The following is an 18,745-nucleotide window of genomic DNA, read 5'->3' on the forward strand; positions in this document are numbered from 1 at the left end:
GTTTATATATATGTAACAAAAATTATACTTTTTCAACTTGCATAAAACTTAATTCTAAAGGTGTTTTTCTTCCGAAAATTTTCACCATTACTTCAAGTTTACGCTTTTCTTCATTTATTTTTTCAATTGTTCCATTGAAACCATTGAAAGGTCCATCGATAACTTTAACTGTTTCATCAATTGAGAAAGGAATGTTAATGTTTTCTGTTGTTACAGATAATTCATCAACCTTACCTAACATTCTATTGACTTCAGCTAGTCGTAATGGAACTGCTTCACCACCTTTAGTTTCACCTAAAAAACCGATAACACCGGTAATAGATTTTATAATATGTGGAATTTCACCTGTTAAGTTAGCTTCTATCATAACATAACCTGGGAAATATACTCTTTCTTTTGATATTTTTTTGCCGTCTTTTACTTGTACTACTTTTTCTGTAGGCACAAGAACTTGAGAGACATAATCAGCCATTCCAACACGATTAACTTCTTGCTCAATGTAAGCTTTAATCTTGTTTTCTTGTCCGCTTACCGCTCTTACGACATACCATTTCTTTACGTTATTATCAGCCATTTTGTATTAACCTTTTAACAAATTAAAGAAACCGTTTAATACTTTTGTAAAAGTTAAATCAATACCCCAAGTTGCTAAAGCAAATATTACTGAAAATAATGCTACAACGATAGTGTATTTTTGCACTTCTGCCCATTCTGGCCAAGTTACATTTGATTTTAATTCTTCGAATGCTTCAGAGAAATATTTTAACATGATATTTACATTATTTTGCACGAGCGGAGGGATTCGAACCCCCATCAATGGTTTTGGAGACCACTATTCTGCCCTTGAACTACGCTCGTATGTTAAAATCAGTACCGATTGCTCGATACTGATTTAAAAAAATATTATTGACTTTAAATTAGTCTAAAATTTCAGTTACCTGTCCAGCACCTACTGTTCTACCACCTTCACGGATAGCGAAACGTAAACCTAAAGACAATGCAATTGGAGATAATAATTCAACATCAATTGTTAAGTTATCACCTGGCATAACCATCTCTCTTCCTTGTGGTAACATAATAGTACCTGTTACGTCAGTTGTACGTACATAAAACTGAGGACGGTAGTTATTATGGAATGGAGTATGACGTCCACCTTCTTCTTTTTTCAAGATATAAACCTCTGCTTTAAATTTAGCGTGTGGTTTTACTGAACCTGGTTTAATAATAACCATACCTCTTTTGATATCAGCTTTATCAATACCTCTTAACAATAAACCTACGTTATCTCCAGCTTCACCTCTATCTAAGATTTTACGGAACATTTCAACTCCTGTAATAGTAGAAGTTAATTTTTCAGCACCCATACCGATAATTTCAACTGGGTCTCCTGTATTAGCAATACCTGTTTCGATACGACCTGTAGCAACAGTTCCACGACCAGTAATTGTAAATGAATCTTCAACTGGCATTAAGAATGGTTTTTCAACGTCACGAACTGGTAATTCAATCCATGAATCTACTGCATCCATTAATTCCATAATAGTAGCTACCCATTTTGGATCTCCATTCAAACCTCCTAAAGCAGAACCTTGAATAACTGGACCATTATCTCCATCATATTGATAGAAAGATAATAAGTCTCTGATTTCCATCTCAACTAACTCTAATAATTCAGCATCATCAACCATATCCACTTTGTTCATGAATACAACCATTCTTGGAACACCTACTTGGCGACCTAAAAGGATATGCTCACGAGTTTGTGGCATTGGACCATCTGTAGCAGCAACTACTAAGATAGCACCGTCCATTTGTGCAGCACCTGTAACCATGTTCTTAACGTAATCCGCGTGACCTGGACAGTCAACGTGAGCGTAGTGACGGTTAGCAGTTGAATACTCAACGTGCGACGTGTTAATTGTAATACCTCTTTCTTTTTCTTCAGGAGCATTATCAATTTGATCAAATGATTTTGCTTCTGATAAACCTGCATCTGACAATACTTTTGTAATTGCAGCTGTTAACGTAGTTTTACCGTGATCTACGTGTCCGATAGTACCAATATTCAAATGGGGCTTCGAACGGTCGAATGTTTCCTTTGCCATGATTTTAAAATTTAATCTTAGTTATTTATTAGTGTTCAAAAATTATTTCTATTTTGAGCCAATGTCGGGAATTGAACCCGAGACCTCTTCCTTACCAAGGAAGCACTCTACCCCTGAGCTACACCGGCTTTTGTGAGTTCAGAGTTAAAAACAAACCTAAATTTGCTCTTAATCCTATTAATATATTACTCAATTTTAAAGATTTTACTTAAAATAGTTTTAAATAAATTCATTTAAAAAAGTTTGTGGGGAGAGCAGGATTCGAACCTGCGAAGTTTTCACAGCAGATTTACAGTCTGCCCTCGTTGGCCGCTTGAGTATCTCCCCTAACCTTACTTAAAAATCAGAAAAAAACAAATTATAAATCCTAATATACACTAGAAAATAGATTCATTTATTCTTGATTACAAAATTTCAAAGAGCCAGTGGAGGGACTCGAACCCACGACCTGCTGATTACAAATCAGCTGCTCTAGCCAGCTGAGCTACACCGGCATTTCTATATATAGAAAAAGTCCGCTATTTCTAACGGACTGCAAATGTATGTAATTTATTTATTAATCAAAACTTTTTTAAATCTTTTTTTAAATTAACTATGTGCTCTTAATTTTTCTTTTCTCTTTACTAATAATCGTTCTAAAGATTCAATTGCTAAATCTGCAGCTTCTTCAAAACTTTTACTGTGTTTGGTTACAATAAAATCATCACCAGGAACCAATACCTTTAATTCAACTGTTTTGTTTTCTTTTTCGCTTATATTTTCTACTTTTAAAAACGCATCCGAAGAAATTACCTTATCGTAATATTTTTCTAATTTAGTCATTCTTTCATCTATAAAATCAACTAATTTTCTATCGATATTAAAATTAACTGCATGTACATTCACTTTCATAATAATTATAGGTTTTAATTAAACATTACTTGTTTCTTGGGTGTGCATTGCTGTATACTTTTTTTAACTCTGACAAACTACTGTGTGTGTAAATCTGAGTAGATGACAAACTTGCGTGACCAAGCAACTCTTTAACTGAATTTAAATCTGCACCGTTATTTAACAAATGTGTTGCAAACGAATGCCTAAGAACGTGGGGGCTTCTTTTTACCTTTTCAGATATAGTACTAAAGTAATCATTTATTAATCGATACACAAACGTTTCGCTTATTTTGTTTCCTTTTTTAGATAAAATTAACTTTTCGGGAGCGTTAATTGATAGAAGTTCTTTACGTTTTGTTAAATATAATTTTATTACATCTGAAGTGGATGCTAATAAGGGTATAATTCTTTCTTTATTACGTTTTCCTAATACCTTTATTGTATTGCCATAAAAATCTATTGCATTTGTTTCTAAATTAATTAATTCCGCTCTTCGCATTCCAGTTGCGTATAATAATTCTACAACCAATCTATTTCGTACACTATCAAAATCGGTTTCTAAAAAATGCAATTCAAATAAGGTATTAATTTCTTTTTCAGAAAAAGGAATCTGAACTTGTTTAGGTGTTTTTAACGACTTATGCTTTACAAAAGGGTTAGTGTCAATTTGCTTTGTTTTTAACAGAAACTTGTAAAACGATTTTAAGGAAGCCATTTTTCTATTAATTGAAGAAGCTGCGATTTTTGCATCCGACAATTCAACAATCCAACTACGAATTAAAGGATAATTCACTTCTTCTAATAAACACGCATTGTGGTTTTTGTTTAGAAATAATTGAAATGATAAAATATCTTTTTGATACGCATTCACAGTGAGCGGAGAATATTTTTTCTCTTTTTCAAGATATTCTAAATGAGATTGTAAATTATTGCGCATAAAAAAACCGTTAGATACAAATTTATAATTTATAATCTAACGGTTAAAGTATTTAATCAAAAAATGATGGATTAACTTTCTAAGTTGTCTCTCATGTTTTGGATGTAAGCCGCTTTTTGAATTTTGATTCTGTTTGTCACAGAAGGCTTAATGAAAGCTTGACGTGCACGTAACTGACGAACAGTTCCTGTTTTATCAAATTTTCTTTTATAGCGCTTTAATGCTCTATCGATATTTTCTCCGTCTTTAATTGGTATAATTAACATAATATTGACACCTCCTCTCGTTAAGTGTGCAAAAGTATATTTTTATTTTTAATAATGAATTATAAATTGTAAATTATTTTTAAAACAACTATTTAACAGCTGGCTTATAATTTTGATTATCGATAATCATTTTTGATAAAATTTCTTTTAAAATTTCTGAAGTACCGCCGCCAATTGGACCTAAACGACTGTCCCTTAAAAGTCTTGCTAAAGGATATTCTTCCATATAACCATAACCACCAAGCATTTGTAAACAATCGTATATTGCTAAATCGGCAACTTTTGTAGATTTCAATTTTGCCATTGTTGCTTCTTTTACAACGTATTCACCTTTATTTAATCTGGCAACCGCTGCATAATTGAAGATTTTACAGTGCTCTACTTCGGTAGCGTGTTCCACCATTGTATGACGTAGCGCTTGAAATTTATTAATTTTACTTCCAAATGCCTCGCGTTGAGACATATATTCTATAGTGTAATCGATAGCATATTCCGCTCTGGCGTGAGCATTAACTGCCATTATTAATCTTTCAAATGCAAAATGTTGCATAATGTAAGGAAATCCTTTTCCTTCTTCTCCCATTAAATTTTCAGCTGGAATTTCTACATTGTCAAATGCAATTTCTGCAGTATCAGAAGCTCTCCAACCTAATTTATCTAATTTTGTTGCAGAAATTCCTTTTAAATTGGTATCTACTAAAAAAATACTAATTCCTTTATTTCCAAGTTCTGGATTTGTTTTTGCAGCTACTATATAATAATCGGCATACACACCATTTGTAATAAATGTTTTTGAACCGTTAATAACGAATTTATCACCTTGTTTTACAGCCGTAGTTCGCATACCTGCTACATCGCTCCCACCAAAAGGTTCGGTTACGCAAAGCGCACCAATTTTATCACCTAATATACTTGGCGCTAAATAATTTTGTTTAATAGCTTCACTTCCTTCTGCATTTAAATGCGTCATTGCTAAATAAGCGTGTGCCCACATAGCTGCAGCAAAACCAGAAGATTTAATTTTTTGAAGTTCTTCTAAAAACACAACGGTATAAAACAAATCTAAATTTAATCCACCATAAGCTTCAGGATAATTAATTCCGAAAAAGCCCATTTCACCAAATTTTTTCCAAATAAAGCGTTCAATAGTGCCTGTTTTTTCCCATTTTTCAATATGAGGCACTACTTCTTTTTGTAAAAAATCTTGTAAACTTTTTCTAAATAATTCGTGTTCTTCTGTAAAATATAATGAATTCATTAATTAGATTTTATTGGTTTGTTTTTAGAATTCCAAATATAAGGCTATTATTTTTAATTTTTCAAGTGGAAATTGCTTAACATTTGTTAAATCTTCGCTACTTTTAAAATCACCATTCATACTTCTAAATGTTACGATATTCTTAGCTATAGTGTAATTAAAATATGGAAATTGCTGTAATTCTTTTATCGTAGAAGTGTTAATATTTATCTTTTTTAAGTTTTCTGAAGATTTAATTTGGAATTTTTTATTCAAATCTGCAATTGCTTCAGGCGAAATTCCCCAAATAAAACCTAATTGATCCATTGAAGCAAAACTTCCGAATTTATCTCTTTCTGATATTATTTTAAGCGCTAATTTTTCTCCAATCATATACGCTTTTTCTAATTCAGCTTGATTGGCTTTATTTAAATCTTGTACTACAATTTTAGTTTCTTTTTTATCAAATTTCTGATACGTATTTTCATATTTCGACTGATAGTATTTAGAAGTTTTATTGGTTACCCAATCTGGAAATTTAAAATATATCGCATACTGTTTCATCCATTCATTTGAAACACCTGTTAGCTTCTGAAATTCTGCATTTGAATTCACATATTTATTTTGCTTTCTAAACTGATGCAATTTATCAATTTGCGTTTCTGACATTCCTAACTTATATCCTTTATAATCTGAAATAAAATTAGGGTTAAATGGATAAATTTTATTTGAGTTTTCTTGAGCTGCTTCTTTTAAACTATCAATTTCATTTTGAGCTAAAAGCCAATTTTTCTCATCTGGAGTTAAATCCAAAGTAGTTGTATCCTTTTGATTATTATACCAATAAATAAATAGTTGTAACAACCCAATGCTACAAATCAAAATTGCAATTCCGAAATAATGTCCTTTAGAAAATCGTAACATAGCTTACTGTTATAAATCAAAAACTGAACTTCGTTTGGTGTAAATTAAATCTTTAAGTTTATATATAAAAGCTAAAGTTAAATAAAAGCCAAATCCTAAACCCACTGTAATAAAAGATATATATACGAAAAACAAACGCACTTGAGTGGCACGCATCCCTAATCTGTCCGCTAAACGAGAAGCTACAAAAAATCCGTTTTTTTCGAAAAAATGAAGTAAGTTATACATATATACGAGTAAACATTTAAAGCATAAAGATACTTAGTTTTTTAACAATTGCAAACCTACAGCGCAGTTAAGGCATTTATTTTTATTACAATATTCATTTTTAAGTTCTAATAATGATTGTGATTGAAAAGCATTTACGGATTTTACATTATAAGCTGAGAATTTCTCAAGAATAGCATTTTTTTCTGAAGGTATGGATTCTAAAAATGAAATTAATTCTTCAATGTTTAATTTTCCTTGATGTTTAGCATAACAAAACTTTATAGGAATTACAGTATTAATTAGTATCAAATCGATAAATTGATTGGTTAAACCTTTACTTTTTGTTTTACTTGGCTTTGAAAAATTATAATGACTTTTCCAATATTCTGATGTTTCACTTTTTAATAATTGTTTGATTTGAGCATAGGAATTAGCTTGAATTAGTTGAGAAAACAAATTTTGGTTATTCGCTATTAAATTTGCAAATTGCGACAAACGTATTGTTGGAAAATTGTCAGGACGAAGTTTAAAAAATTGTGGAAACAAACCATATTCTGATTCTAAATTGTATTTTATTTTGAGATAGCTCCAACGCGATGCTAATTTTATATGATATTCATCTTCAATAGGTTCATCTAATAAATTTAGTTTTCCAAAAAACAAGGCTTCCAAATTTTCAACATCAAAACTTTCTTTTCTAATTACTGAAAAAGGAATAGATTGAGCCAATTGCAAAAAGCAATCACCATTTGAATTCAGACCAAAATTTTTGGATAACATTTCAAAAAAAACGGCTTCCCAATTCGTATTAGTTTCTTCTAATCGATTATCTATAATTTCAGATTTTCTTTCTAATCTATTTATAAACAAACTTTCCAACCAATTGTTCCAAACAAACGAATCAATTTCTGCAATTTGGTTTTCGCAATTTATCCAAGATTTGGAAGTTATTAGCGATTTGTACTTGTTTATTTCAGAAAGCGATACGTACTTTTTTAATTCTAAAGTTGGGATTTCAGAATTGTCTTTTCTAAAAATGGGCGTATCATTTTCCCAGACTACGTGAAGAATTACGTTGTCATAATTAGTGTCTTTTTCGTGATTGTGCAAATACCAATCGGAAGACTTAATATGAATTTCAATATTTCCAGCCCATTTTTGCTGATTGATAGAAATTTGTGCGTTAAAAATATCGGGACCCGCATTTTGTAAATACTGTCCAAAATGATTGATTTCTAATTTTTCGTTAAGATGTGTTTTGAGTTGGGTAAATGGTAGTTTCTTATTTACCCATAAATAATGGAGAAATTCTTCTTGCATGGCGTGTACTTTTTAATTTGGCTTATATATAAAACAAATATAAAAAAAACGGATAACATATTGCTATCCGTTTTTAAAAAATATTTATTTAAATTTTCTATTTAATAGAACTAATTATATCGTGTTTAGTTATAATATGATGTTTTCCGTTTCCTAAATCTACCAAAACCGCTTGATTGTCTTTATTTATTAATTTAGACACTTCATCTATAGAAGCCGATGCCAAAACAACCGGAAAAGGTTTACCCATTACTTCTTTAATAGGCAAATCAGCTATGTCTTTGTTTTCAAAATAGCTTCTAAATAAATCCGATTCATCTAAACTTCCTACAAAACCAGTCGTATCAATTACAGGAATTTGAGAAATTTTGTATTTTTTTAATCTTTCAATAGCGTGAGAAACCAATTCTTCTGTTCTAACAATAATTAAAGGTTTGTCTTTATGATCTTTAATTAAATCTTCTGCTTTGGTAATATTTTCCTCTAAAAATCCGCGTTCACGCATCCATTCATCGTTATACATTTTACCAACATATCTACTTCCAGAATCGTGAAACAAAACAACCACAACGTCGTCTGGTTTAAAATGCTCTTTCAACTGCAAAACACCTTTGATTGCAGCACCAGCAGAATTTCCACAAAAGATTCCTTCTTCTATAGCTAATTTACGTGTATAAACAGCCGCATCTTTATCAGTAACTTTTGTAAATCCGTCTATTAAAGAAAAATCAACATTTAATGGTAAAATATCTTCACCAATTCCTTCAGTTATATACGAATAAATTTCGTTTTCATCAAAAATACCTGTTTCGTGGTATTTTTTAAAGACAGATCCATATGTATCAATTCCCCAAATTTTTATATTTGGATTTTGTTCTTTTAGATATTTAGCCACACCAGATATCGTTCCGCCTGTTCCTACTCCAACCACAAAATGTGTAATCTTACCTTCAGTTTGTTTCCAAATTTCTGGCCCCGTTTGCTCATAATGTGCAGTTGCGTTACTTGGGTTGTCATATTGATTTACATACCAAGAATTTGGAATTTCATCCCCTAATCGTTTTGAAACTGAATAATATGAACGTGGATCTGTAGGTTCTACATCTGTAGGACACACGATAACTTTTGCGCCTACTGCACGTAAAATATCTGACTTCTCTTTTGACTGCTTGTCCGAAATTACAAAAATACATTTGTACCCTTTCACAATTGCTGCTAAAGCCAAACCCATTCCTGTATTTCCTGAAGTTCCTTCGATAATTGTTCCACCTGGTTTTAATCGGCCATCTGCTTCGGCATCCTCCACCATCTTTAGGGCCATTCTGTCTTTTACGGAATTTCCTGGGTTAAATGTTTCTAATTTTCCAAGAACCAAACAAGGTAATTCAGCTGTAATTTTGTTTAATTTTACAATTGGTGTATTGCCAATAGTTTCTAATATATTTTTAGCGTATTTCATATTATTATTTTCTAATGACAAAGTTACATTTTCTTGTATGATTTACAAAAAATAACTTCAATTGGTCGATTGTATTCTATTTAAAGAAATTCCATTCTAAACCAAAACGGATATGAAAATCACGAAATGGCGAATTTGGCGTGTTAAAATAATCAACTTTATTAGTAAACAACGCATTAAAATGTTCTGCCTTCAAGTAAATTCTACATTGCTGAACACGAGCGTTTACAAAGAAATCTAAAACAGGAAATCCTCCAACTTTTGTCTGGTCTTGAACATAAAATTCACCTAAAACACCAATGTAATCATTTGCATAATGCTTACTAAAGTAGTTTGCAGTAATTCCCGTTTGCAATAACATAGCTTTCTTAAATACTGGTTTGGTATAATACAATGTATTTCGTAAAACAATATTTGGCAAATTTAAAATTTTAGCATCTTGCTGTACTTCTTGAAATTTTACTCTGTTATCTAATGCCCAACTTCTAAAATTAATTTCTTTGGCTACTTCAGCGCTTGCATATTGAATAGATTTACTGTATTGTAATGGTTTTATGAGTAAAACATCTAAACGTTGTGTTGTATTGTAAAAATACAAATGGTCATTTAAATTTGATATTTGAACAGTTGCATCCACCCATTTGTTTTTAGTTTCCACTTTAATAGTGCTGATTTTTTCATTTTTAAAAGGCGTGTCCCAATTGTAATTATTGTAATCACTTTTATGAAATACAAAAATATTATCTGGAACTTTACTAACTTGTTGTGCTGAAATTTTTACAAAATTATCGTTTGAAAATGTATACTTGGCAAAAGCTTCAAAATTTGATGCTGGCTGATTGGAAATGGCATTTTGTACTAAAATATTAAAATTCCATTTGTTTCTATCAAACTCGTATTGCCCACCTACCGAAGTTACGCGATTGTGTAAATTATATTTGTCATTTGCATTGTACGATATATTTTCTGGAATAACATAAAACTGGTTGTAGGAATAATTATCTAAGAAAAAATTAAGTTCGCCTAACGTTTTAGTTTTAAAACTAACACCAACTTTATTGTAAAAGACATCAAAACGGGTTTTATTATTTATAGATGATGAAATTGCAGTACCTAAACGGTCACTTTTTGTGGCTTGAATATATTCGTAAAATTTATTTTCATAATAGGCCTGATGATTAATCACTAATGAATTACCTGTAGAAAATTGATATGATTGATCTATAAAATAACGGTTTCCTTTTAATTTAGAAGAAGCATCTGTAAAATATACATCTACACGCTCCCTTTGACTAAAAGATGGGTTTGTTCCATCCAATTGTTCTAATGTTTTTACACCTCCGTTTTCTTGGTTAAAAATATCTTGACCAATAAAATTAGCTTTCAAAAAATATTTTTTATTTAATGAATGATAATTTGTTATAAACCTAAAATGACCAGAACTTGTTAAATTATTAAAATAATCCCCAATCGAACGAATTGATTTATAAGCAATCGTAAAATTTAAATTTGGTTTGGTATTTACAGATAATAAGGCATCTAAACTTTGCCCTTGACGCATAACGGTTTTGAAATAGATATCCGTTAAAGGAGTTGGCACCGAATAATAATAAATATCATTTGTATTTAAATAAGAAACGTGTTTCGCATTAAAACCAAATTGAGGCAAAGAACCAGTAGTTTTTTTTGAAAAATCTAATTGATTATATAAGTACCCTTCATTTGAAAAGGAGAATAACCCAAAGTTATCTTTTCTTAAGTAATTGTATTTGTATTCATCTTGTATCGTCAAAGACGTATCAATATAAACCGTATCTTTTTGAGTATTGAAAGTTTTATAAAGTTTAATATCTGCTTTTAGGTCTACAACTTTGGTAGTATCTCTTTCTTGAGCGTTCGAAGAAAATGACAAAGCAAAAAACAATATAATAAGTAGGGTTCTCATTTTAACAATTTAAAGGGCAAATGTACTGAGAATTTATTGTAAAAAAAAACCCCGATAAATCGGGGTTTAGTTTGTAAATAACTTTTAATTACTAACAGTAAAAGTTTTGGTTGAAGTGAAACCAAAATTACCATTAGCAGTTGCTAAAGAGGTTCCATCAGTATAACTAATATTATAAGAACCTGAAGGAGCTAAACCATCTCCATAACTGTCATTCATAACAAATTTATAGTTACCTGGAGTTAAACAAAAATTCGCAGCAAAAGGACCTCTACCATCAAGATAAGGTACTGACGATGCTACTACATTATTAGAACCATCAAACAAAGTCCAAGAAATTTCAGAAGCGTATGGATCAAAAATAATATTAAGTTGCACTGTTCTGGTAATACCAGGACAATTGTCTCTTTGCAATTTAATTGTTGTACTCGTTCTATTACTAAGAACCGTGTAACCAGGTGCAAATTCTAAAACTAAATTTGTAGAACCAGTAGCTGGTAATAAAGAAAAATCACCAGAATTAATCCTTAATTTAGCGGTTGTTTGTCCTGCAGGTATAACTGCAGTTGACATATCAATAGAATAAGTAGCAGGAAGTGCATTAGTAAAAGCACTATTGATTACAACAGGAACGGTTCTAGCTACATCAGATTTTGTAGTACTACTTACTAAAACTTCAATAAATTTTGGTGAAGTAGCTTTGTAATCGAATAAAACAACATCTTTATTAAAAAGTAAAGCTGATTGTGGACCTTCAAATGATTTATAATTGTCATCTTCACTACTACAACTTAATAGTAGCGATGAAATTAATAAACCAAAAAAGATTGAAAATTTAAAATTTTTCATATTAAATAGAATTATGTTAATAACCAGGGTTTTGTTGAATAGTAACGTTACCTGCAACTTCTAACTGAGGAATAGGTAATGTCCATCTGTAATCAGAAAGTGATAAAGTCAAAGGTTGTCCTAAAATATCATCATCCGTATTATCTCTAGTAATACCTTGATTACCAGCTAATACTGCAAGACGTTTAATATCTAAATACCTATGACCTTCGAAAGCCAATTCTTTTCTTCTTTCTAATAAAATATCAGCCCAAGCTTCTTGAGCGTTATTATATGTTACTGCTGGTTGTCCTGTACCTCTTGCGGTTCTTATAGAACGAACAAGCGTAGCAGCTGCAGTTAAACTAGAAGGGCTAGTTGTAGTTCCAGCTACTCTACATTCCGCAAGAATTAATACCATTTCAGAGTTTCTAAAGATTTTTAAATCATTTCTCAAAGGTGTAGTTGTTGGTGTAGGTTTACCTGGATACTTGTCAATACATAAAACATCCGTTTTTACATATAGAGCATCAGAAGCATAACCAGAATTAATAGTTGAAGTAGGATCAATCCAAGACGTTCTTCTTACATCTGATGGAAATTGATTGTATAAATTAAATAAATTTCTACCCATGTCTAAAAAAGGACTACCACCTATGTTTGTTGTATTGAAATAGAAGTTACTTGCAATATTTGACCAAGATCCTTGGACAGGTCTTACTGCAGCGAAAATACATTCACCTTGCGCACCTGTAGCATCTCCCCACATTTGAACATATGTAGTAGCTGGAGAAAGAGCTCCTACATTAGCTAAAGTAGCAAACTGTTCCGCCTTATCATAATCCTTTCTGTATAGATACATTCTAGCTCTAGCAGCTGAAATAAATCTAGGAGTAACAAATCTGTAATTAGTTGAAGTTGCTGGTAAATTAGTTGCAGCAAATGCTAAATCACTTTCAATTAAATCATAAATCAATTGATTTTTAACTCTTGGTCTAGCAGTAACAAGATCATATCTGTCAGGAGTAGTAGATAAAATAACACCTAATGCATTAGGGTCAGCAGGATTAACAGAGAAAAAAGAAACCAATTGTATGTAAGAATACGCTCTCAAAGCTCTAGCTTCAGCCAAAACAGCATTTTTTTGAGCAGTTGTAGCCGGTGTAGTAGTTACAACTTGATTAGAAAACTCTAACAATCTGTTTACTCTATTAATTACCGTATAGTTGCTACTCCAAATTCCAGCTGGTTCATCAGAATTCGCATTTAGCTGAAATCTATGTAACTCTTTATCTTGTCCACCGTTAGATGGCCCAATACCCACCTCATCAGTAAAAACAGCTGTAAAAGTAATTTCATTAGTATTGTCAACTCTTGAGTAAATATCACCGACCAAGTAGCTTCTTAAATCCGCAACGGTTTGAAATGCTTCAGGTCTATAAAGTTCTCCATCTTGAACAATGTCTAAGGCATCGCTACAAGAGGAAACAAATAATAAACTTCCTATTGCAAGGAAAATATTTTTAATTTTTTTCATAATTATATATATTAATATTATTTAATTAAAATCCTATAGTAGTACCAAAGGTAATTGTTTTAGGATTTGGGAAATTGGTTACTGATAAAGCAGAAACCGCTTCCGGATCAAAACCTCTCCATTTGGTCCAAGTTAATAAATTCTCAGCTAAAATGAAAAACTTAACATTTGTAAAAGGTGAGTTTTTCAACATTTTTGAAGGAATATTATATCCTAAATTAATGTTTTTAAGTCTAATAAATGATGAATCATATAAGAATCTATCTGAACTTGATGAAATAGTATGATTAAATGCATTTATTGCTGGAACTGTAGCATTAGAATTTGTAGGAGTCCACTGATCTAATAAATCAGCTGTAACATTATCTTGCCCAATGAATGAAGGGTCTGAAGCCCATCTAAATTGGTTGTCAATTCTCCAAACATCATACATATAAGTAAATAAGGTGTTTAAGTAGAACCCTTTGTAGTCAAAATTAAATCCAAAACCTCCTTGGTATTTAGGTAAATTACTTTTTCCAGTTGCTCTTCTGTCTTTGGCATCATCTGGCGTTTCTGTTAAATTATTATTTCTATCTAAGAACAATAAGTTACCATTCGCTTGATTCACCCCAACATAAGGAATTAAATTCCATTCGTTAAGAATGTTACCTACTTGACGCAAGTTTGATACACCACTTTGATTGGTTTCAGCTAAAGCAGTAATTTTGTTTTCGTTGTAAGAAGAATTAGCAAATACTGAAAACCTCATTTTCTCATTTTTAATTACATTGTATTTTAATTGCAATTCCACACCATTATTAGTCAATTCTCCGTTATTTCCTGCAACTGAAAAACCTGTTCCAACAACAGCAGAATTAGGAATTGAATTGAATAAATTTGAAGTTGTTTTGTTATAAACATCAATATTACCTTCCAGTCTATCGTTAAACACAATAAAGTCAACACCAAAGTTTGCTTGCGTAATTTTTTCCCATTGTACATTTACGTTGTCAAAATTACCATATAACAAACTAGCAGGAGTGTTATTATAACCATTAGCTGATGCAATAGTTTCTCTAATTAAATTACTAGAAGTTAACAAAGAAGGGAAACCGTAGTTTGCAGCAGAAATATTTTGATTACCATTTGTACCGTAAGATGCTCTTAATTTTAACATAGAGAATTTAGAATTTTTCATAAATTCTTCTTGATCAACATTCCATCTAGCAGCTGCTGACCAAAATGTACCCCATCTGTTAGATTCAGAGAATCTGTACGTTCCATCACGTCTTACTACAGCACTAACACCATATTTTTTATCATAATCATAGTCTAAAGTACCAAAAGCAGATAACGTTCCACCCGTTAATTTAGTACCATTTACTGTAGCAATATAAAAGTTTGGTGTAGCAGCACTAAATGGTATATAACCAGTACCTGCACCAGGAACATATGTTAGTGGATTTAAACCGTTTTGTCTACTTCCATGTCCTTCGTAATGAGCTTTCGTATATTCAAAAAAGGCAGACATAGATAGATCATGTTTGTCTTTAAATACTTTACGATAATTTAAACTAGAAATATTTGTTATTGTCAAATCATTAACAGTCGACTGGTCTTCAAAACCAGGAAATGGAGGAGTAGCCCCAGGTGCTACAGAATTTTGAGCAACAACTAACGCTAAATAAGATTTAGGTGATCTACCAAATAATCTTCCGTATTGTTTGTAATCAAAACCAGTTCTGTTTCTAACCGTTAAAGTTGGTGTTATTTTGTAAGAAGTACCTATGTTTAAGATAGCTGTTTTGTCTGAATACATGCTTGGTAAAGAACCATCTCTTAGAATATCTTGCAATACATAAGTATCATTAGCGCCATCAAAGTTAGATCCAATAGCAGTTAATAGCTGTTGACCAGTTCCATAAGGAGAAGGCGGTAAATAAGGTAAACCCATTATCGCACCGTGAAGTGGATTTTGAATCGTATTATTATTTACACCGCTATTAGTTTCTTGATCTAACTGATTTCTTTTAGAATATCCTAAAGCCAATTGTGTATCGAAATTAAATTTATCATCGTTACTTTTACCTGATAAATTGGTTCTGAAAGTAAATCTTTTAAAGTCTGTAGTTGGCACTAGTCCTCCTTGGTCAAAATAACCAACAGATGTAAATGATTTAAGATTTTTAGAACCCACAGTAATACCTAAGTTGTGTTGAGTAACAACATCAGTGTTAAAAAATAAATCGGTCCAATTTGTATCAACATCCCAAGCAGCAATTTCACTGTCAGTTAAAGTACCACCTTTTCCAGTATTTCTTAACTTTTCAATTGCTAAAGCTTGTCTTCCATTAGCCATGTTGTATTTGTTTTTTGGCAACGTACTAAATCCAGTTGAAGTATCGTAACTGAACGATAACGCTTGACCAAATTTACCACCAAAAGTTTTAATTAAAATAACTCCATTGGCACCCTTATTACCATAAATTGAAGTACCAGCAGCATCTCTTAATACTGTAACACTTTCAATTTCATTTTGGTTAAGGTTTCTAAATTGATTAGAAGTAGAAGGAATACCATCAATTACAATTAAAGGGTCTGTATTACCGTTAATTGAAGATGCCCCTCTAATAAATCCATCAAACTTAGCAGAACCTGGCGATCCTGAAGATGAAATAATTGTTAAACCTGGAGCCGTTCCTTGTAACGATGCTAAAACTGACGCGTTTGGTCTGTTTTCTAGTGTTTCACCACCTACAGTAGTAGAGGCACCATTAGAATTTGCTTTAGTTCTTGTTCTATCGTAACCAATAGATACATTAACTACTTCAATTACTTGATTAGAATTTACTAATGTTACATTATAAACATTACCAGCACCAACTGTAACAGTTTTTGTTTCTTTATTCAAAAAAGAAACTTCTAAAACGTTACCTTGAGCTGCTTTAATAGAGAATTTTCCATTCTCATCCGTTTGAGTACCTTGTTTTGTACCCGAAATACTTACAGTAGCGCCAGGCAATTTACCGCCATCACTTGTTACTGTACCTGTAACAGTTTTCTGTTGTGCGAAAGAAAACTGCATTGTAAACGCTACTAAAAGCGTAAAAATCCATTTGAACTTCGATCTCATATTAATTTTATTTGAGTTAGTTATTCCGCAAACTTCTTAATAATTTCTTAAATAAACAAATAATACTTCACAATATTGTTATTTTTTTTATGTTAAATTTTTTTTTGAATTTAAAAACTTTGGAGAACCCACAATATAATAGCGTTGAATAAATGTTAAATGTTATTTTAAATTTAATTATTTTTGTAAAAAATATTTTATGTTAAATAAATGTTACAGTAATTTTACTATTGAGTGCGGAACGGATGAAGCTGGTAGAGGATGTTTGGCTGGTCCTGTAACCGCAGCTGCAATTATTTTACAATCACCTAACATTAAACTTACAAAAGAGCAAAAAGAACAAGAGCAACTTTTATTTCAAGCTATAGATGATTCTAAACAATTAACTAAAAAAAAACGTTTTGAACTCAGACCTATTATAGAAGATTTATTTGATTTTTCTTTTACACATATATATAATGTAGAAATTGATGAGATAAATATTCTAAATGCATCAATGAAAGCTATGCAAGAAAGCGTATTGAAGTTGAAAACTATACCAGAATATATCATTGTAGATGGAAACAGACCATTAAATGGTAAATTAGGTATGAAACAAAAAGAAGGAAAAATATTTAATGCTAAAGAAATTGAAATTTTATCCTCGATTCCAAATACGTCTATTATTAAAGGTGATGCAAAATTTTTGAGTATAGCTGCTGCTTCTATTTTAGCAAAAACGTATCGAGATGATTATATGAATACCATTCATAAAGAATATCCCATGTATAATTGGAAAAAGAATAAAGGATACCCCACAAAAGAACACCGAGATGCTATTAGAAAATATGGTATTACTAAATACCACAGAAAAACATTTAGATTACTTCCCGAACAATTACTTTTAGAATTGTAAGTTCTAAATAAAAGAATTTTCAAATAAAACGGAAAAATGTTTTAGAATTTTTTCTTTAACTTCTTCCTCATTAACTTCCCTTCCCAACTCAACGTGCATAGACGTTACTGCCTTACCACGAATACCACAAGGAATAATATTATCAAAATAGCCTAAATCGGTATTTACATTTAAGGCAAAGCCATGCATAGTTACCCAGCGAGAAGCGCGAACACCCATAGCACAAATTTTTCGAGCAAATGGCGTTCCTACATCAAACCACACACCTGTTTCTCCAGGACTGCGTTCTGTTTTTAATCCGTATTCTGCTAACGTTAAAATAATGGCTTCCTCTAAAAATCGGAGGTATTTATGAATATCGGTAAAAAAATTCTCTAAATCTAGAATCGGATAGCCTACAATTTGACCTGGACCGTGATATGTGATATCTCCACCTCTATTTATCTTATAGAAAGTAGCACCTTTTTCTAATAGTTGCTTTTCGGAAAGTAATAAATTAGAAAGATCGCCACTCTTTCCTAAGGTATACACGTGAGGATGTGTAACATAAAGAAAGAAATTAGGTGTAGGAATTGAAGCAGTTGAATTTCTATTCAGAATTTTCAAATCCACAATTCTTTTAAACAATTCTTCTTGATACTCCCAAGTTTCTTTGTAATCTTTATTCCCTAAATCAAGAAGTTGAATTTGTTTCATAAACGAAAATAGATTTATTTTTCAAAGATACAATTTTAAATCATTTTGCTAAAAATTTCTCACTTTGAAACTATATATCTATTGCTTATCTTTGCCTTCTTAAAATAAAATTTATTATGCAACTTTCCGAACAAGAAATCATTAGAAGAGAGAAATTACAAGCCCTTAGAAACTTGGGGATTAATCCTTATCCTGCAGATTTATATCCTGTAAAGCACACTTCAAAAGCCATAAAGGATAATTTTGAAGAAGGAAAAAAGGTAGTAATTGCAGGGCGCTTAATGAGTGTGAGAGATCAAGGAAAAGCGGCATTTGCTGAAATTCAAGACAGCGAAGGCAGAATACAAGTCTATTTTAACAGAGATTTTATTTGCCAAGGCGAAGACAAAACATTATAC

At 31.4% G+C, this 18,745-nt stretch carries 18 protein-coding genes and 4 tRNA genes; 2 read left to right on the forward strand and 20 right to left on the reverse strand.

Annotated elements, in window-relative coordinates; genetic code table 11:
• Window positions 1–22: 22 nt before the first annotated feature.
• From nusG to ACIQ11_RS00560, 19 genes are all read right to left on the reverse strand, one after another.
• On the reverse strand, window positions 23–574 hold the full coding sequence (nusG, locus tag ACIQ11_RS00470) for a transcription termination/antitermination protein NusG (RefSeq protein WP_291241154.1): 552 nt from the start codon (window positions 572–574) through the stop codon (window positions 23–25).
• A 6-nt stretch (window positions 575–580) separates the two neighbouring features.
• Window positions 581–769 carry a preprotein translocase subunit SecE gene (secE, locus tag ACIQ11_RS00475; RefSeq protein WP_291241155.1) on the reverse strand — a complete coding sequence of 63 codons (189 nt, stop codon included), beginning with the start codon at window positions 767–769 and terminating at the stop codon, window positions 581–583.
• 18 nt (window positions 770–787) lie between these two features.
• Window positions 788–858, reverse strand: a tRNA-Trp gene (locus ACIQ11_RS00480).
• Window positions 859–917: 59 nt separating this feature from the next.
• Window positions 918–2,105, reverse strand: coding sequence for an elongation factor Tu (gene tuf / locus ACIQ11_RS00485; protein ID WP_291241156.1), 1,188 nt, complete (start codon window positions 2,103–2,105; stop codon window positions 918–920).
• 56 nt (window positions 2,106–2,161) lie between these two features.
• Window positions 2,162–2,233, reverse strand: a tRNA-Thr gene (locus ACIQ11_RS00490).
• Window positions 2,234–2,351: 118 nt separating this feature from the next.
• Window positions 2,352–2,432, reverse strand: a tRNA-Tyr gene (locus ACIQ11_RS00495).
• A 93-nt stretch (window positions 2,433–2,525) separates the two neighbouring features.
• Window positions 2,526–2,599 (reverse strand) — tRNA-Thr (locus ACIQ11_RS00500).
• A gap of 94 nt (window positions 2,600–2,693) precedes the next feature.
• On the reverse strand, window positions 2,694–2,996 hold the full coding sequence (gene hpf, locus ACIQ11_RS00505; RefSeq protein WP_291241157.1) for a ribosome hibernation-promoting factor, HPF/YfiA family: 303 nt from the start codon (window positions 2,994–2,996) through the stop codon (window positions 2,694–2,696).
• A 25-nt stretch (window positions 2,997–3,021) separates the two neighbouring features.
• Complete coding sequence (locus ACIQ11_RS00510; RefSeq protein WP_396151786.1) at window positions 3,022–3,915, reverse strand: tyrosine-type recombinase/integrase; 894 nt, start codon at window positions 3,913–3,915, stop codon at window positions 3,022–3,024.
• A 71-nt stretch (window positions 3,916–3,986) separates the two neighbouring features.
• Complete coding sequence (gene rpsU / locus ACIQ11_RS00515; RefSeq protein WP_166127146.1) at window positions 3,987–4,181, reverse strand: 30S ribosomal protein S21; 195 nt, start codon at window positions 4,179–4,181, stop codon at window positions 3,987–3,989.
• An 88-nt stretch (window positions 4,182–4,269) separates the two neighbouring features.
• Window positions 4,270–5,439, reverse strand: a complete 1,170-nt coding sequence (locus tag ACIQ11_RS00520; protein WP_396151788.1) for an acyl-CoA dehydrogenase family protein — start codon at window positions 5,437–5,439, stop codon at window positions 4,270–4,272.
• A gap of 24 nt (window positions 5,440–5,463) precedes the next feature.
• Window positions 5,464–6,342, reverse strand: a complete 879-nt coding sequence (locus ACIQ11_RS00525) for a ComEA family DNA-binding protein (RefSeq protein ID WP_396151790.1) — start codon at window positions 6,340–6,342, stop codon at window positions 5,464–5,466.
• Window positions 6,343–6,351: 9 nt separating this feature from the next.
• Window positions 6,352–6,570, reverse strand: a complete 219-nt coding sequence (locus tag ACIQ11_RS00530) for a PspC domain-containing protein (RefSeq protein ID WP_291241161.1) — start codon at window positions 6,568–6,570, stop codon at window positions 6,352–6,354.
• Between the two features lie 33 nt (window positions 6,571–6,603).
• A complete protein-coding gene (locus ACIQ11_RS00535) occupies window positions 6,604–7,872 on the reverse strand; it encodes a DUF2851 family protein (protein WP_396151792.1) in 1,269 nt (422 codons plus the stop codon).
• Window positions 7,873–7,969: 97 nt separating this feature from the next.
• Window positions 7,970–9,331, reverse strand: coding sequence for a pyridoxal-phosphate dependent enzyme (locus tag ACIQ11_RS00540; protein ID WP_396151794.1), 1,362 nt, complete (start codon window positions 9,329–9,331; stop codon window positions 7,970–7,972).
• Between the two features lie 76 nt (window positions 9,332–9,407).
• Window positions 9,408–11,276 (reverse strand): putative porin, encoded by a 1,869-nt coding sequence (locus ACIQ11_RS00545; protein WP_396151796.1) that lies wholly within the window; start codon window positions 11,274–11,276, stop codon window positions 9,408–9,410.
• Between the two features lie 84 nt (window positions 11,277–11,360).
• Window positions 11,361–12,125, reverse strand: coding sequence for a hypothetical protein (locus ACIQ11_RS00550; protein ID WP_396151798.1), 765 nt, complete (start codon window positions 12,123–12,125; stop codon window positions 11,361–11,363).
• 16 nt (window positions 12,126–12,141) lie between these two features.
• The gene (locus ACIQ11_RS00555; RefSeq protein WP_396151800.1) at window positions 12,142–13,641 is read right to left on the reverse strand and encodes a RagB/SusD family nutrient uptake outer membrane protein; all 1,500 of its coding nucleotides are present in this window, start codon (window positions 13,639–13,641) and stop codon (window positions 12,142–12,144) included.
• A gap of 25 nt (window positions 13,642–13,666) precedes the next feature.
• Window positions 13,667–16,756, reverse strand: a complete 3,090-nt coding sequence (locus tag ACIQ11_RS00560; protein ID WP_396151802.1) for a SusC/RagA family TonB-linked outer membrane protein — start codon at window positions 16,754–16,756, stop codon at window positions 13,667–13,669.
• A gap of 199 nt (window positions 16,757–16,955) precedes the next feature.
• On the opposite strand from ACIQ11_RS00560, the gene ACIQ11_RS00565 reads away from it, so the two are divergent.
• A complete protein-coding gene (locus ACIQ11_RS00565) occupies window positions 16,956–17,651 on the forward strand; it encodes a ribonuclease HII (RefSeq protein ID WP_396151804.1) in 696 nt (231 codons plus the stop codon).
• 3 nt (window positions 17,652–17,654) lie between these two features.
• Here the strand turns inward: ACIQ11_RS00565 and lipB are convergent, their stop codons facing one another.
• Window positions 17,655–18,347, reverse strand: coding sequence for a lipoyl(octanoyl) transferase LipB (gene lipB / locus ACIQ11_RS00570; RefSeq protein WP_396151806.1), 693 nt, complete (start codon window positions 18,345–18,347; stop codon window positions 17,655–17,657).
• A gap of 116 nt (window positions 18,348–18,463) precedes the next feature.
• Here lipB and ACIQ11_RS00575 point away from each other — a divergent pair.
• Window positions 18,464–18,745, forward strand: a 282-nt coding sequence (locus tag ACIQ11_RS00575) for an OB-fold nucleic acid binding domain-containing protein (protein ID WP_396151809.1), incomplete at its 3' end; no start/stop codon positions are given.

Source organism: Flavobacterium sp. (genome assembly GCF_044361065.1).
GTDB lineage: Bacteria > Bacteroidota > Bacteroidia > Flavobacteriales > Flavobacteriaceae > Flavobacterium.

Bases quoted from the DNA above. Each gene is read 5' to 3' on its own strand.
- ACIQ11_RS00545 (WP_396151796.1), bottom strand. From the start codon at position 11,276: ATGAGAACCCTACTTATTATATTGTTTTTTGCTTTGTCATTTTCTTCG.
- nusG (WP_291241154.1), bottom strand. From the start codon at position 574: ATGGCTGATAATAACGTAAAGAAATGGTATGTCGTAAGAGCGGTAAGC.
- ACIQ11_RS00550 (WP_396151798.1), bottom strand. From the start codon at position 12,125: ATGAAAAATTTTAAATTTTCAATCTTTTTTGGTTTATTAATTTCATCG.
- lipB (WP_396151806.1), bottom strand. From the start codon at position 18,347: ATGAAACAAATTCAACTTCTTGATTTAGGGAATAAAGATTACAAAGAA.
- ACIQ11_RS00520 (WP_396151788.1), bottom strand. From the start codon at position 5,439: ATGAATTCATTATATTTTACAGAAGAACACGAATTATTTAGAAAAAGT.
- ACIQ11_RS00535 (WP_396151792.1), bottom strand. From the start codon at position 7,872: ATGCAAGAAGAATTTCTCCATTATTTATGGGTAAATAAGAAACTACCA.
- ACIQ11_RS00555 (WP_396151800.1), bottom strand. From the start codon at position 13,641: ATGAAAAAAATTAAAAATATTTTCCTTGCAATAGGAAGTTTATTATTT.
- ACIQ11_RS00530 (WP_291241161.1), bottom strand. From the start codon at position 6,570: ATGTATAACTTACTTCATTTTTTCGAAAAAAACGGATTTTTTGTAGCT.
- ACIQ11_RS00540 (WP_396151794.1), bottom strand. From the start codon at position 9,331: ATGAAATACGCTAAAAATATATTAGAAACTATTGGCAATACACCAATT.
- secE (WP_291241155.1), bottom strand. From the start codon at position 769: ATGTTAAAATATTTCTCTGAAGCATTCGAAGAATTAAAATCAAATGTA.
- ACIQ11_RS00510 (WP_396151786.1), bottom strand. From the start codon at position 3,915: ATGCGCAATAATTTACAATCTCATTTAGAATATCTTGAAAAAGAGAAA.
- hpf (WP_291241157.1), bottom strand. From the start codon at position 2,996: ATGAAAGTGAATGTACATGCAGTTAATTTTAATATCGATAGAAAATTA.
- tuf (WP_291241156.1), bottom strand. From the start codon at position 2,105: ATGGCAAAGGAAACATTCGACCGTTCGAAGCCCCATTTGAATATTGGT.
- ACIQ11_RS00560 (WP_396151802.1), bottom strand. From the start codon at position 16,756: ATGAGATCGAAGTTCAAATGGATTTTTACGCTTTTAGTAGCGTTTACA.
- rpsU (WP_166127146.1), bottom strand. From the start codon at position 4,181: ATGTTAATTATACCAATTAAAGACGGAGAAAATATCGATAGAGCATTA.
- ACIQ11_RS00565 (WP_396151804.1), top strand. From the start codon at position 16,956: ATGTTAAATAAATGTTACAGTAATTTTACTATTGAGTGCGGAACGGAT.
- ACIQ11_RS00525 (WP_396151790.1), bottom strand. From the start codon at position 6,342: ATGTTACGATTTTCTAAAGGACATTATTTCGGAATTGCAATTTTGATT.